The organism is Thiohalophilus thiocyanatoxydans, assembly GCF_004366735.1.
In the GTDB taxonomy this organism is placed as follows: Bacteria; Pseudomonadota; Gammaproteobacteria; order UBA6429; family Thiohalophilaceae; genus Thiohalophilus; species Thiohalophilus thiocyanatoxydans.
In genome coordinates this window covers 15,933-29,279 of the sequence record NZ_SOQX01000011.1, presented here as the reverse complement: position 1 = coordinate 29,279, position 13,347 = coordinate 15,933, and the positions used below count along the sequence as shown (strand labels likewise).

The 13,347-nt window shown below is 53.7% G+C and carries 14 protein-coding genes; 6 read left to right on the top strand and 8 right to left on the bottom strand.

Annotated elements, in window-relative coordinates; all coding sequences use genetic code 11:
• Window positions 1–348: 348 nt before the first annotated feature.
• The 4 genes from EDC23_RS13820 to EDC23_RS13805 form a co-directional block, all read right to left on the bottom strand.
• Window positions 349–750, bottom strand: coding sequence for a DUF3800 domain-containing protein (locus EDC23_RS13820; RefSeq protein ID WP_243830799.1), 402 nt, complete (start codon window positions 748–750; stop codon window positions 349–351).
• Between the two features lie 38 nt (window positions 751–788).
• Window positions 789–1,136, bottom strand: coding sequence for a hypothetical protein (locus EDC23_RS13815; protein ID WP_166668881.1), 348 nt, complete (start codon window positions 1,134–1,136; stop codon window positions 789–791).
• Between the two features lie 80 nt (window positions 1,137–1,216).
• Window positions 1,217–1,870 carry a GIY-YIG nuclease family protein gene (locus EDC23_RS13810; RefSeq protein WP_208321397.1) on the bottom strand — a complete coding sequence of 218 codons (654 nt, stop codon included), beginning with the start codon at window positions 1,868–1,870 and terminating at the stop codon, window positions 1,217–1,219.
• Between the two features lie 359 nt (window positions 1,871–2,229).
• Window positions 2,230–2,724: a gamma-glutamylcyclotransferase family protein gene (locus EDC23_RS13805; RefSeq protein ID WP_134085384.1), complete on the bottom strand. Its 495-nt coding sequence runs from the start codon at window positions 2,722–2,724 to the stop codon at window positions 2,230–2,232.
• A gap of 892 nt (window positions 2,725–3,616) precedes the next feature.
• Here EDC23_RS13805 and EDC23_RS13800 point away from each other — a divergent pair.
• A complete protein-coding gene (locus EDC23_RS13800; RefSeq protein WP_134085382.1) occupies window positions 3,617–4,054 on the top strand; it encodes a bacteriohemerythrin in 438 nt (145 codons plus the stop codon).
• A 337-nt stretch (window positions 4,055–4,391) separates the two neighbouring features.
• Here the strand turns inward: EDC23_RS13800 and EDC23_RS13795 are convergent, their stop codons facing one another.
• The 3 genes from EDC23_RS13795 to EDC23_RS13785 are packed head-to-tail and all read right to left on the bottom strand — an operon-like array spanning window position 4,392 to window position 6,367.
• Window positions 4,392–5,381 (bottom strand): YbgA family protein, encoded by a 990-nt coding sequence (locus tag EDC23_RS13795; RefSeq protein ID WP_134085380.1) that lies wholly within the window; start codon window positions 5,379–5,381, stop codon window positions 4,392–4,394.
• Window positions 5,344–5,937 carry a 3'-5' exonuclease family protein gene (locus EDC23_RS13790; RefSeq protein ID WP_134085378.1) on the bottom strand — a complete coding sequence of 198 codons (594 nt, stop codon included), beginning with the start codon at window positions 5,935–5,937 and terminating at the stop codon, window positions 5,344–5,346. The genes EDC23_RS13795 and EDC23_RS13790 overlap by 38 nt, the downstream gene beginning before the upstream one ends.
• 10 nt (window positions 5,938–5,947) lie before the next feature.
• On the bottom strand, window positions 5,948–6,367 hold the full coding sequence (locus EDC23_RS13785) for a DUF6524 family protein (RefSeq protein ID WP_134085376.1): 420 nt from the start codon (window positions 6,365–6,367) through the stop codon (window positions 5,948–5,950).
• A 98-nt stretch (window positions 6,368–6,465) separates the two neighbouring features.
• Here EDC23_RS13785 and EDC23_RS13780 point away from each other — a divergent pair, with 98 nt between their 5' ends.
• Both EDC23_RS13780 and EDC23_RS13775 read left to right on the top strand, forming a co-directional pair.
• Entirely contained in the window at window positions 6,466–7,017 is a 552-nt protein-coding gene (locus EDC23_RS13780; RefSeq protein WP_134085374.1) for a hypothetical protein, read from the top strand.
• 22 nt (window positions 7,018–7,039) lie between these two features.
• Window positions 7,040–8,881 (top strand): ABC transporter ATP-binding protein, encoded by a 1,842-nt coding sequence (locus tag EDC23_RS13775; protein WP_134085372.1) that lies wholly within the window; start codon window positions 7,040–7,042, stop codon window positions 8,879–8,881.
• Window positions 8,882–9,083: 202 nt separating this feature from the next.
• Here EDC23_RS13775 and EDC23_RS13770 read toward each other — a convergent pair whose 3' ends face one another.
• Window positions 9,084–9,485: a gamma-glutamylcyclotransferase family protein gene (locus tag EDC23_RS13770; RefSeq protein WP_134085370.1), complete on the bottom strand. Its 402-nt coding sequence runs from the start codon at window positions 9,483–9,485 to the stop codon at window positions 9,084–9,086.
• 246 nt (window positions 9,486–9,731) lie between these two features.
• On the opposite strand from EDC23_RS13770, the gene EDC23_RS13765 reads away from it, so the two are divergent.
• From EDC23_RS13765 to EDC23_RS13755, 3 genes are all read left to right on the top strand, one after another.
• Window positions 9,732–10,061, top strand: a complete 330-nt coding sequence (locus tag EDC23_RS13765) for a TusE/DsrC/DsvC family sulfur relay protein (protein WP_134085369.1) — start codon at window positions 9,732–9,734, stop codon at window positions 10,059–10,061.
• A 106-nt stretch (window positions 10,062–10,167) separates the two neighbouring features.
• On the top strand, window positions 10,168–13,050 hold the full coding sequence (gene rapA / locus EDC23_RS13760; RefSeq protein ID WP_134085368.1) for an RNA polymerase-associated protein RapA: 2,883 nt from the start codon (window positions 10,168–10,170) through the stop codon (window positions 13,048–13,050).
• A 92-nt stretch (window positions 13,051–13,142) separates the two neighbouring features.
• A complete protein-coding gene (locus EDC23_RS13755) occupies window positions 13,143–13,340 on the top strand; it encodes a DUF6316 family protein (RefSeq protein ID WP_134085367.1) in 198 nt (65 codons plus the stop codon).
• Window positions 13,341–13,347 lie beyond the last annotated feature (7 nt).

Below are 13,347 nucleotides of genomic sequence, written 5' to 3'. Positions count from 1 at the left end.
GGCATGGGGCACCTCCCTTGTCGGTGCCCTTAGCATAGAAAATGTGTTACCCATGTACCTGGACTTTTCTGTTACCGATGTGTCTTGACCGAACATACGGCTGTTCTTGTTCCGAATTCTTTAGAAGCATCCACAACTAATGCCGGAAGCATGGCATTTTCATGCAGCGGGCATTCTAAATATTTGCACGCATATTCGAACGCCTCGTTGCTGCTTTTGAATTTGAGCGGGAGAGAATGACCTTTAATAGCAGATTTTTTACGTTTAAATAACCCAAACATTTGATTACCCTAACGATTCAGTTAAAGGGCGCCGCGTAGTTAGCGGCGTCCATTTTTGAATGTTTTGTTATATTGCATTTACCATTTCCTCGTACTGTTCACGAGTTATACCCTGAACTGTTAAATCTTTCTCAATGTTAAGAGTTTTAGGATTTCCCCGAGTTTCAATGGGAAAGTGCCATATATTAAAATGGTCATTAGGATAAGTATCGTAATGGAGGCCGTTCCACCCTAACACTTTTGCCATTTTTGAAATGGCTAGTTTTTTCGCTAGTTTAATATCCGCATCACCATGGAAATGAAGATGGTAACCAGTATTTATTGCGCCAGTAATAATATCCACAGCCTGTATCCCTGGCATGAGCTTAGAGTTTTCCATCGTTAAGTGTTCTATTTTTGACGACGTTGGTACTTTTGATAGCATATGATTTGTGATGATTTTCATTAATTCATCCTGTTTTTCATACACGGTACATCGCTGATCAATATACACTTTAATATCTGCGTTTAACCCATGACTGCTTTGCCGCAAAAGAAAATTATAGGTTGTAAAAAAGCATCCTCCTCATTCTCTTTCCATTTTTTATACGGGGCTTTCTGAACGGCAATTGCATGATATGTACATGGCGAATCTAGTATAAATTTAAGTGTTTCGAGGCATAAATTTATTTGACCCGAACTACTTCTTACCTTCTCCCACTTTAGTTCACCTTGAATTCCATTTTCATTTCCAATTGCTGTGATTCTCTCGTTAAACTCATCAAGATAATCATTTGGAACATTCAGAACACCAATGGTATAGCAAGGTATACCTGATGAGGTTCCGCTTTCGTCCGCAAATGCAGTTATGCTCATAAATATTTCATGCGATCTAACGTTTAAGCTGTGGGGCGGCGCAGCGAAGCAAGCCGTCCCACACGAGCGCATTGTTAGCACTATTTTTCATTCTTAGCTAATGAGCTGTATACCAAGTCAATCATGGTTGTTCCATGCCATTCATCATCCAATGCAGGATTTACAGTATCAGGAGTATGACCAAGAATCTGTCTTATTTGCTTGTAGTCTTGAATTCGATGCGCCAATTTCAATACTTCATATTGATGCTCTGGCGGTAACATCTTGTTTTTATACCATGTGCTGTAAATGTGATTGGTTAGCTCAGTAGAGCAAGCAAACCATTCGCCATGACGCCTTAATGATGAAAACTGTCTATGGAGCTCACTCTCTCTTTCAGAACCGCCAGGTTCCAATGCGTGAATAATGAGTTCACCATATGTACCCGTTTGTAGATTTTGTAGTCTTTGCAATACATTTTTTGATCTCCCTATTTTCACAAAGAGACCAGAATATGGGTTAGCACCAATTGGTGGTCCAGGCCATGTGTCAGGAACTTGAAGAATATAGTAAACAGTGTCTACTCCACCATCGATTAGGTTGTTTGCCCAATAACACCAACTCTCAGCCCATAACTCTGCTTCTTTCTTGGTCTCAAAATGATGGCTGGTAAAATAGAATTCACCATTATCAAGATAAACATCCACTACATATTTGCCATGTTCACATTGATAGATTCTATCTATTCTCACCATTACCTCTTGTGCTAACAGTTAGTCAGACAGACGTCTGTCTTTTACGGGGTTAGACAGCTGTCTGTCTATCCCGGACCCGGTTCCTGATATTACAGAAATTACCCATAACCATAGCAGGAAAAAGGCATTTTCGAATTTGATACGGTGTCATTTTTGTCGGGATATCAGGGTTTTCCCTTATGGAGACTGATTTGTGGTGTAACCAACAGAGCGTAATGCTAACCGGCAATCTACCCAATATCGCTTTGCTTTATCGGGCTCACTAATGTCAGCTTTGGGTCGAAAGCAGCCACGTCTTAATCACCACACAATTTCTAATATTTTAGTCCTTCGCACACATTTTTCTACCCTGAAACAGATCAGCGATAAATCGACAGCTCCCTCTCCCGACGTTTGCCATCGGTATCCTCGATATGCTCGACGCTCTCAATCGCGCGGATATACGCCTCCGGCAATCCGTGTTCCCTGGCCCCGCGAAGGACATGTGACTTGTACCAGTCCAGGGGTTTCAATGCCGGGTCGGTACGGATGGCGTAGTAGGTGATGGCCTCGACCACTTCCCCGTCGGTCAGTCTCACCTGCACGACTTTCTCGGCATAGCCCCGGCCCAGCCCCTCTGCCCGGTCCAGGGCCGGTTTGTCCTGTTCCACTATGGCAAACACGACGCCGTGGACGCAATCCTCCGGTTCTCCAGTTTCGCAGGCATCGCATTTTGCCGTGCCGTCGTTGTCGCTGATTTTATGAAACGCCAGTCGGTGACCTGTCAGCACGGCCGTGTTCAGCTTCGCGGCCGAGGGGGACCGTGCCTGGATACGCCGGGATGACATGTTGGAGCCGTAGGCGAAGTAGTACATCAGTGTTTTTTTCTCCTTGCCGTACAGGATACCTATTCAAAATCTCACCCCCAAGACGCGAAGACACCAAGTAAATATTTAATCTGTCAAAAACCTGTTCTTTTCCGCTATCTGTCTGTTCCAGGAGATTGCGGATACGCATTGCTTTACCTGGCATACATACTGGACCCCGGCCTGCGCCGGGGTGACGACAAAACTTTTCTTAACCTATGCGGGTATTGCCAGAGATTGCCGGATACGTGGAGTTTATGCCCGAAGGGTGCTTTATCCGGCCTACATAATAAAAAATATCACCACCAAGACGCCAAGACACAAAGTTAATATTTATACTGTCAAAGACCAATTCAGGAAGTATTTGTATACAGTTCAACGCGGTAAAGACTTGCAAAAATTGCTTTACCTGGTGTCTTAACACCCTGGTAGTTAACGGTCCGTCAGGTTCAGAGCACAGATTTTTTAATATCAGAAATAATACGCCCTGCCTCCGGCTTCTTTAATCATCAAATACCAGACCTGGATATTACCTGATACCACCTCTCCCCAGCTGCCACATTGACCTCACCCGTTCCCAAAAAATTGTTTGTTTTGCAAACATTTACATGAGATTAGGGTAACCACCTAGATCTTTAAGCATATCCCTGAAAAATATTAGTTGTTGTTTTATTTCTAAGAAAGACTGCGGTCAATAATTAATCAGTCATGATAAGAATTTGATCTAGCTCAACTAACAGGGAATTCGCGTTGCATACAATCGTCATTAACCATGGTTATTACTTATAATTAATCCAATGCAATAACAAGCACATTCATTGTCCTCACACAACAGTCACTTACCGGTAAATCGGGGCAAGCAATGTGGCGCCCTTGATCAGAAAGCTATAAGGAGTCAGACATGACATATTTTGAATGGGTGCCTGAACTTGATACCGGAATATCGGTGATCGACAACCAGCACAAGCGGATCGTTGAGTATATCAACATCCTGGATCAAGCAGTAAGAGAAAAAGATGTGTCCGCTGTTGCCGAGGTTGTGGAACAGCTGACTGACTATACTGTGACCCACTTCACCTTCGAGGAAGAGCTGATGCAAAAGCACGGCTATCCATATCTTGATGCTCATCGAAAAGTTCACCAGGCCTTCACAGAACGTGTCCAGAACTACAAGAAACGAATTGATCAAGGTGAAGATGTATCACGTCAGCTCTTATCTGACCTGCGTATCTGGCTGACCAACCACATCAAGCGAGATGATAAAGATTACGTGGAGATATGTAATAAAATCGACCATGGCTGGGTTTCCAAGGCCGTCAGTCGGCTTTTCGGCACCTGAACAGATGTTCCGAATACCAGTACAGAGAGATTGCTTCGTCACGTTGTTCCTCGCAATGACCTCTCTATTTTGGGTCATTGCGATCTAAGCGAAGCAATCTTTTGAACAAAATGATCTGGTATTCTGAACACTTATTTAGTACTTCGGGCATGCGACAAACGCGAGGATTTTTTTGTCGCCATGGGATTTCTCCTGACTAAAAACCTCACCGCCAAGACACAAAGTTAATATTTATTCTGTAAAAGACCTATTCAGGAAGTATTTGTATACAGTTCAATGCGGTAAAGACTTGTAAAATTATATCTCTTCGTGCCTTTGTGTCTTCGTGGTTAATCACTTAAAGGCTGTTACGCAGCATGAGCTCTTCGGGATAGGGATTCATGTAGTATTGCTGGTCAATATAGGGCTGGGGGTATTTGCGCAGATGGTGTTTGATCAGGGTGATGGGCACGATCAGGGGCACCTGGCCGAGGCGGTATTTTTCCAGGACTTCGAGCAGTTCGTGTTTGTCGTCACCGTCGAGGGAGGCTTTCAGATAGCCCATGACGTGCATCAGCACGTTGGTGTGCTGTTTGCGGGTGGCCGGTTTTTTCAGGGCCTGCATCAGGATCTCGATGTAGCGGCCGGCGAGGGATTCCAGCTGTTCCTTGCCGGCGTCGGCGACCAGTCGGCCCAGGCGTCGATAGGCCGGCTCGTCATGGGCCAGTACATTGAATTTATGACGGGAATGGAAATCCACCAGCGCCGAGGGGGTCAGGCCGTCGCGCAGCAGTTGTTGCCAGCGGTAATAGATAAACACCCGTTCGATGAAGTTTTCCCGCAACACCGGATCCATCAATCGCCCCTCTTCCTCGAACGGCAAATCGGGGTGACACTGCATCAGGGTTTCGGCATAAATCCCGCTGCCGGTCCTGGCCGGTACGTTGTTGCTGTCGTAGACCCGCACCCGCTCCATGCCGCAACTGGGGGAGTCTTTCTTTAATATATAGCCGGAGACCGCCTGCAACTGGCCGGAAACCTCGAAGGCGTAATCGCGCAATGCTTCGGTATTGTCCAGGGCGGGGTCCCGGGTTCCGACGGCGTGCACTCCATCCTGCCGCTGTACCAACCGCATCGGCGGGCGCGGGACACCCATACCGATGGCCACCTCGGGACAGTAGGGAACGAATTCAAAATAGGGACTGAGGTTGCTGAGCATGAAGGCATTGCGCTTGTGCCCGCCGTCAAAACGCACTTCCTGTCCCACCAGACAACTGCTGACGCCGATACGAATCGTATGCGTTGCCGGGTTATCGCTCATCACTGTTGTTATCGGAGGATTTGCCATGGAGGTTTTCCTGCAGCATGTTCATAAACAGCTCGCCCTGCTCGCGGGCGTCATCCAGGGCAATATGGTTGTGTTCCTGCTCACAGAACCAGCGGTTGGGCAGATAGGGTTTGCCGCACTCGCGAAACGGCCGCTTGCGCATGCCCATGGCATAGGAGCGCATGTCGATACCGTGTTCGCCGAAGGGCCGGCTGTCGGTAAAGCGCATGAAATACCAGTAGATCCACATGAAGTCCCAGGTAGCGGGCCAGGCGGTGAAGATCGGATTGCCCGGCAGCGCGCTGAGCCAGTCGGCGAATTCGGGCATCACCTCCTGCGGCGGGCGGGGATTCTCCCGGCAGGCGGCCCAGGCCTCGGGGAAGTGCTGCCACCAGGCCTCCATGCGGTGATGCGCCGTGGCGCCGTCCAGGGTTTCGAGATTGGCGCTGTAGTGGGCCAGCTCGTCACCGGCCTCGTTATAGGCCACCGCGCCGATACTCAGCATGGAATGGGGGCCGGGAATCGGACCGTCGGCCTCGATATCCACGCTGACATAAATTTCCGGTTTTTTGGCCATGCCGTGTCTGTCAGTCCTCGACGTCGTCGATGTCGAACTGCCCGCTCAGGCGCCGGCGGATGTGTGACCAGGTCATCCCCACCGCCAGCAGGGCGCTGATCACAAACAGTGTCATGTAACTGATCGCATCGACCGAACCACTGGGAATGACGCCCCACTCGATCAACAACCACAGCAAGGAGGCGAATAGCGCCACCACCAGCAACATCCCGAAGCCACCCAGCGACCCGAGGGTGGCACGAATGAAAATCGTCCAGCCGATCACCAGCCCAAGACCGACAAAAATCTTCAGTGCCAGCGGCCCCTGCTCAACATTGCTGGCCCAGTGGACAAAGGAATAGCCTTCCGGATTATAGGTACTCATCACCAGCACCAACGCGCCCAGAAAGCGCAAGATGACGCCGACCCAGGTAATTTCCTTCCTTGCCATGTTGCTCCCCCTGCTGAGTGCCGCCCTGTTGCGCGGCGATTTGATTCCGACCTCAATATTGGAAACAATACACCCTGTTGTTGTCCGAGGTAGTTTCAATGAGTATATCAGAACGCGATCAGCAGATTCGACAAACCCACGCGCCGCTTATCCAGCAGACGGTCAAGGCCTGTCTCAATGCCGACGAACGCGAAAGGCTGGATCCCATGCTGCAAATGGCGCGCGAGCAGGGCTGGCACGAACTGGTCAGACGCATCGAGTCGATTCTGCAGGGACAGCGCGACGAATCGCTGCTGCTGAATCTGGATGAGGAGGATCGGATCATCATCGAGTCGATTCTGCAGGGGCTGCAAAACCCCGAGACCCTGCCCGATTCCTCGGTCCAGGCCGATGCCACGGTCGCCGCCCCCGGACTGGCGCACATGATCCACGCGGCCAGCCACGGCGACAACGAGGCCCTGCAAACACTGGGCAATATGGCCGAATACATGATTCAGGTGCCCGGCGACATGCGCCAGCTGGGCGGGATTATCAATCACCTGTTACAGGGCGAACGCGATCCGAAGGTCCTCTGCAAGGGGATGGGGCCCAGTGGCGAACAGCTGGTGCTGAATATTCTCGATGAACTGAACCAGCTCTCGCCCCAGTAACGCGGCGGGAACGGTTCACACCATGCGCAGCTCCGCCGAAACAGAAACCCGCCCGATCCCCGCGGAGGAACCGGTCTCATCAACACCGCCGCAGGGCTACGGCTGGCCCTATCTGTTCGGCGAGGTCCTGCGTCACAAGCGGGAACTGGTCAGGGCTAACCTCATCGCTATCCTCGCGGTCATGGCCAGCGTGCCCATCCCGCTGATGATGCCGCTGCTGGTGGATGAAGTCCTGCTGGACCAACCCGGCCCCCTGGTCGGCGCCATGCAACACTGGTTCCCGCCGGCCTGGCACGGCCCGGTGCTCTATATTCTGTTTATTCTGCTGGTGACGGTGCTGTTACGCCTGGGCTCGATCATGTTGACCGTCTGGCAGACGCGTCAGTTCACCCTGGTCGCCAAGGACGTGGTCTATCGCATGCGCCGGGTTTTGTTATTACGCCTGCAGCGTATCTCCATGGCCGAGTACGAAACGCTCGGCAGCGGCACGGTCTCCTCCCACTTTGTTACCGATCTCAACGCCATCGACGAGTTCATCGGCCAGTCGGTCAGCAAAACCCTGATCGCCGGACTCTCCCTGATCGGGGTGACCGTGGTGCTGCTCTGGCTGCATTGGCAACTGGCCCTGTTTATCCTGTTTCTCAATCCGCTGGTCATCTACTTCACCGTGACCCTGGGCAAGAAAGTCAAAACCCTGAAAAAACACGAGAACAAGGCCTTTGAGGTATTCCAGGAATCGCTGGTGGAGACCCTGGATGCGATTCGCCAGATCCGGGCCAGCAACCGCGAGCGCCATTATCTGGGCCGGGTGATCGACGCGGCGCGCCAGGTCAAAAACCATTCCGCCAATTACTCCTGGAAATCGGACGCCGCCAGCCGGCTCTCCTTCGGCGTCTTTTTACTCGGTTTTGATACCTTCCGCGCCACCGGTATGTTGATGGTCGTGTTCTCGGATCTCAGCATCGGTCAGATGATGGCGGTGTTCGGTTATCTGTGGTTCATGATGACGCCGGTGCAGGAGCTGTTGAACCTGCAATACGCGTTCTATGCCGCCAGGGCGGCGCTGACCCGCGTCAACAACCTGCTCGATCTGCGCCTGGAGCCGCGCTATCCCCACCATGAGGATCCGTTTCGCGACAAAACCACCACCGGGATCCGTCTGGACGACATCAACTTCGCCTATGGCGATAACGAACCGGTGCTGCGCCACGTCTCGCTGGATATCAAGCCGGGGGAAAAGGTGGCCCTGGTCGGGGCCAGCGGCGGCGGCAAGTCGACCCTGGTGCAGGTGCTACTGGGCATTTACCCCTTTGACAGCGGGATGCTCTATTTCGACGGGGTTCCCATCACCCGTATCGGCCTCGACGTGGTGCGCGAGAATGTGGTGACCGTGCTGCAACACCCGGCCATGTTCAACGACACGGTACGCCACAACCTGACCCTGGGCGAATCCCTCCCCGACGAACAGTTATGGCAGGCACTGCACACCGCCCAGCTCGCCGAGACGGTGGCCCAGCTGCCCGCCCGGCTCGATACCCTGATCGGCCGCCAGGGCGTGCGCCTCTCCGGCGGCCAGCAACAACGGCTGGCGATTGCCCGCATGATCCTGGCCGATCCCAAAATCGTTATTCTCGATGAAGCCACCTCCGCGCTCGATACCGAGACCGAAGCCCGGGTGCACCGGGCCCTGCACGACACGCTACGGGATCGCACCACCCTGATCATCGCCCATCGGCTCAGCGCGGTGCGTCAGGCCGATCGGGTTTATGTATTCGAGGACGGGCATATCATCGAACACGGATCACACGACGAGTTGATCGAAGCCGGCGGGCTTTATCAGCGGTTGTACGGCAGACAAGCATAGTTGGCAGTTGGCAGCTTTCTACCACGAAGACACGAAGTCTCGAAGTGAAATTTTTTCTTCGTATCTTCGTGATAACGTTTTTATAAAATCACTTACGCTCTTAACGACTTACGACTTGCGACTTACGACTTACGACTTACGACTTACGAATTTTATCTTCGTGTCTTCGCGTCTTCGTGGTGAATCTTTATAAAAATCCAGCCTAGCGAAGATAGCGCAGGAAGTTTTCCAGGTGTTGTTCGATGAACTGCTGCCGATCCCAGCGCCGGGAGGAGAGCAGGTGGCTTTTGTCCTCCGGGATCACGTACGCCAGTGCCGTCAGCTCCTGTCCGTCGTCGAGCCGAACCGTGACCTGGCGCTTTTCGTAGCAGGTATCCTCGTAGTGATCGATTTTTTTGTGTGTTGTCGCATCCAGATCCAGGTACAACGTTCCCTGAAGTGATGCCCCCGGCATCGTGACAATACCGGGATAGGCTGCGCCTTGCAGGTAATAACGGGCATAGCCGGGCAACTTTGCCGCGAATCCGGTGATTTGTCGACCGGTGATTGCCGCAAAAACCTCCGGTACTTCGAGGGTTCCATAAGTAAACAGATGCGCGGACATAAATTAACCTTCTCAACGACGTTCCGAATAACATCCCAATTTTAAGGTAATACACGGAACTTCTCCATGCGGGCAATTACCCAAGTTTACTAATTGTGAACCGGTTCTGACGCTCCCCAATATGGGCCGGTTTATGTAGCACTTTCAGTGACAGTTCTTGCGTTGCCTCCACTGTGCACCTATATATTAAAGCAAGCGTGTGACCAATCGATGCAGTTTGATTTCACAATATAAGGAGTAGTACTGATGACTCAGCCAGAGATGACACGGAACTACACCACCATCGAGCTTGACGAGGACGGCTTTTTACTGGACCCCGAAAAATGGAATCAGGAACTTGCCGCCACGCTCGCCGCCCATGACGGTCTCATTCTGGGCGAGGAACACCGGGAACTGTTGCTAAGTTTGCGCGACTTCTACTTTACCCATGGCTATGCCCCACAGGAACGGCATGTCTGTTTTTTTCATCAGCAGGACAAATACTGCCTGGAAAGACTGTTTCACGATCAATACCGTGAAGCATGGCGTCTGGCCGGACTGCCCAATCCGGGTGAGGAGTACAAAAGCTATATGTGACCGCTTTACCTGCCATTGCGCTTTTTCTGTGCGCTGGCCTCATGTACACAGTTAAGGGGCAAATACAACTCTTTTTGTTTGTCATGGAATTTGCCACAATCGCGCAATGGAACAATTCATCCCAGGCCAACGCTGGTACAGCGATAACGAACCGGAACTCGGCCTGGCCCTCGTTCTGAGTGTCGAAGCGCGTCAACTACGACTCCATTTTCCCGCGATCGACGAAGATCGGATCTACCGCCTGCAGGATGCGCCCCTGACCCGGTTTCGTTCTCTGCCCCACGAAAGCGTCTTCGACATTCACGGCATGAAGTTGCACATCACCTCGGTCGAGGACAATGACGGCCTGCTGGTCTATCACGGCCATGACGATCAGGGGCACGCCCGCCAGCTGCCCGAATCCGAACTGGATTCGCGTCTGCAACTGAGTCGGCCCCGGGATCGTCTGTTAAGCGGTCGCATCGATCCGGCACGACTCTATCAATTACGTCAAACCACCCGGACGATGCAAAACGAACTGCTCCCCGATCCCGCGCGGGGACTGTGCGGCTGCCGGGTCGATCTGATTCCTCATCAGCTGTATATCGCGCACGAGGTCGCCCGACGTGCCACACCGCGCGTCTTGCTGGCCGATGAAGTCGGCCTCGGCAAGACCATCGAGGCGGGGTTGATCATGCACAAGCAGCTGCTCGATGAGCGCATCTCGCGGGTGCTGGTACTGGTGCCTGAAACGCTGCTGCATCAATGGCTGGTGGAAATGTTGCGCCGGTTTAATCTGCGCTTCAGTCTGCTGGATGAAGCTCGCTGCGAAGGCCTGTCCGAGGCCGGTGAAAAGCCGTTTGAGAGCGAGCAGCTTGTTCTTTGCAGCCTGGACATGTTCATGCGCTCGCCCGTGTATCAGCAACAGGTTCTCGACGCCGAGTGGGATCTGCTGGTGGTGGATGAAGCGCACCATCTGGACTGGCGCCTGGAGCAGATCAGCCCCGAGTACGGTTTTGTGGAGCAGCTGGCCGCCCGCATCCCCGCGGTATTGTTATTAACCGCCACCCCGGAACAGCTCGGCGCCGCCGGCCACTTTGCGCGTCTGCGCTTGCTGGATCCGGATCGTTTTTTCGATCTGGATGAATTTCTCGAAGAAGAGGATCTTTATCAGCCGATCATCCGGGCCGTTAACGAATTGCTGGATGACCAGCCGCTCAGTCATGCCTCGCGTGAGGCGATTCATCTCGCGCTCGGTCAGCACCCGACCTTTGCCCGTCTGATGAGCCGGGCGCAACAGAGCGATCACCACAATCCGGATCGCGACAAGGCACGCCAGCAACTGATTCACCTGCTGGTGGATCGCCACGGGACCGGCCGAGTCCTGTTCCGTAACACCCGCGCCGCCATCAGCGGCTTTCCCGAGCGTCAACGCCATGTCACGCCGCTTCCCCTGCCCGAGGCCTATGCCAGTCTGGCATCCGATATCAGCGAACCGGAACAACGCCTGATGCCGGAACAGGTATGGCAACAACAGGCGGACAAGCCAGCCACCTGGCTCACATTCGATCCGAGAGTGGAACAGGCCATCGCGATTGTGCGCCAACATCGCGGCGAGAAGTTTTTGCTCATCTGTGCCCACGCCGACACCGCACAGGCGCTGGACAAATACCTGCGCGAGCGGATCGGCCTGCGCAGTACGGTGTTTCATGAAGGGTTGTCCATCATCGAACGGGATCGGGCCGCTGCCTATTTTGCCGATCCGGAGCAGGGTGCCCAGCTGCTGATCTGCTCGGAGATCGGCAGCGAGGGGCGCAATTTTCAGTTTGCCCACCATCTGCTGCTGTTTGATCTGCCGGGCCATCCCGATCTGCTGGAGCAGCGCATCGGCCGGCTGGATCGGATCGGTCAGACGCAAGTGGTGCAAATTCATCTGCTGGTGTTTGAACACGGCCCGCAGCAGGTCTTATTCCGGTTGTATGATCAGGCCCTGAACGCCTTTCACCGCCCCTCGGCGGCCGGGGCCACCGTCTTCGCCCGTTTTCGCGAGGCGATCGATCGCCTGCTGTTGTTGCCCGGGGACGACGTGGACCAATTATCGACGCTGGTGAATGAAGCAGCCGCCTGTCATCAACAGCTGGCCCAACAACTGGAACAGGGCCGGGATCGCCTGCTGGAATTGAACTCCTATCGACGCGAAGAGGCCGACTATATCCACCGGGCGATTACCCGCCTGGAAAACGATCCGCGCCTGCTGGAGTATCTGGAGACAGCCTGCGATCAGTTTGGTGTCGAACTGGAGCCGCACACGGCCGACAGCCATGTTATGCATCCCGGCACGCATATGCTGATGGAACAGTTTCCCGGCCTGCCTGACGACGGTCTGACCCTGACCCGCTCCCGCAACACCGCGCTGGCGCGGGAGGAGTGGCAGTTTCTGAGCTGGGAGCACCCGATGATCCGCGGCATCATGGATCGGGTGCTCGAGGATCGCCACGGCAATACCGCCCTGGCGGTCATCCGCCACGGCGACTATCCCGCCGGCACCCTGCTGCTGGAGTGCCACTATATTCTGGAGGGGACGGCGCCACGGCGTCTGCAGTTGCCCCGCTATCTGCCCCCCACACCCGTACGCCGGGTGGTCGATCCCCGGGGTGAGGATTGCACTGCCCGGTTTCCCGCCGATCAGCTCCGGTTGTTACCGGCCGAACTGGACAAGACCACCCGCCAGAAAATCCTCCGTGCCCGGCAGAGTGAACTGCGGCATATGCTGGACAGCGCCGGGGCCCTGGTCGAGGCCCCGGCCCGGGAAATCCTGGCCAGCGCGGAGCAGCGGATGCGGGGGCTGCTGGACAATGAGATCACCCGTCTGCAGCACCTGGCGCAGATCAACCCCAATGTCCGTCAGGGTGAAATCACGCAGCTGACGACGCAACGCGACACACTGTCACGCCATATCCGGCAAGTGCAGCCGGTGCTGGATGCGGCACGGGTTCTGATCGTCGGGTGAGCGGTTCGCCGGATTTGACGAACCCGCCTCCGGCGACTATAAATTATCGGTTACAGGACTATCGACCATAAAGCCTGCCAAGGAGAAAAAGCATGCATTCCAATCGCCGGGGAGAACAAGGCAACGTACCCTTTCGTAGCGGACGGTTTTTCAATATCGATTCAAACTGGTATTTTTCCTGCCGGGAAGGCGGCGATCAGGGCCCGTTTGACAGTCGGGATGACGCCGAAGCCGCTCTGACACTCTATATCCGGGACATCAACACCCTGGACCAGCGCCTCTACAACTGATCCCGGG

Bases quoted from the DNA above. Each gene is read 5' to 3' on its own strand.
- EDC23_RS13815 (WP_166668881.1), bottom strand. From the start codon at position 1,136: ATGAGCATAACTGCATTTGCGGACGAAAGCGGAACCTCATCAGGTATA.
- EDC23_RS13810 (WP_208321397.1), bottom strand. From the start codon at position 1,870: ATGGTGAGAATAGATAGAATCTATCAATGTGAACATGGCAAATATGTA.
- EDC23_RS13805 (WP_134085384.1), bottom strand. From the start codon at position 2,724: ATGTACTACTTCGCCTACGGCTCCAACATGTCATCCCGGCGTATCCAG.
- EDC23_RS13800 (WP_134085382.1), top strand. From the start codon at position 3,617: ATGACATATTTTGAATGGGTGCCTGAACTTGATACCGGAATATCGGTG.
- EDC23_RS13795 (WP_134085380.1), bottom strand. From the start codon at position 5,381: ATGGCAAATCCTCCGATAACAACAGTGATGAGCGATAACCCGGCAACG.
- EDC23_RS13790 (WP_134085378.1), bottom strand. From the start codon at position 5,937: ATGGCCAAAAAACCGGAAATTTATGTCAGCGTGGATATCGAGGCCGAC.
- EDC23_RS13785 (WP_134085376.1), bottom strand. From the start codon at position 6,367: ATGGCAAGGAAGGAAATTACCTGGGTCGGCGTCATCTTGCGCTTTCTG.
- EDC23_RS13780 (WP_134085374.1), top strand. From the start codon at position 6,466: ATGAGTATATCAGAACGCGATCAGCAGATTCGACAAACCCACGCGCCG.
- EDC23_RS13775 (WP_134085372.1), top strand. From the start codon at position 7,040: ATGCGCAGCTCCGCCGAAACAGAAACCCGCCCGATCCCCGCGGAGGAA.
- EDC23_RS13770 (WP_134085370.1), bottom strand. From the start codon at position 9,485: ATGTCCGCGCATCTGTTTACTTATGGAACCCTCGAAGTACCGGAGGTT.
- EDC23_RS13765 (WP_134085369.1), top strand. From the start codon at position 9,732: ATGACTCAGCCAGAGATGACACGGAACTACACCACCATCGAGCTTGAC.
- rapA (WP_134085368.1), top strand. From the start codon at position 10,168: ATGGAACAATTCATCCCAGGCCAACGCTGGTACAGCGATAACGAACCG.
- EDC23_RS13755 (WP_134085367.1), top strand. From the start codon at position 13,143: ATGCATTCCAATCGCCGGGGAGAACAAGGCAACGTACCCTTTCGTAGC.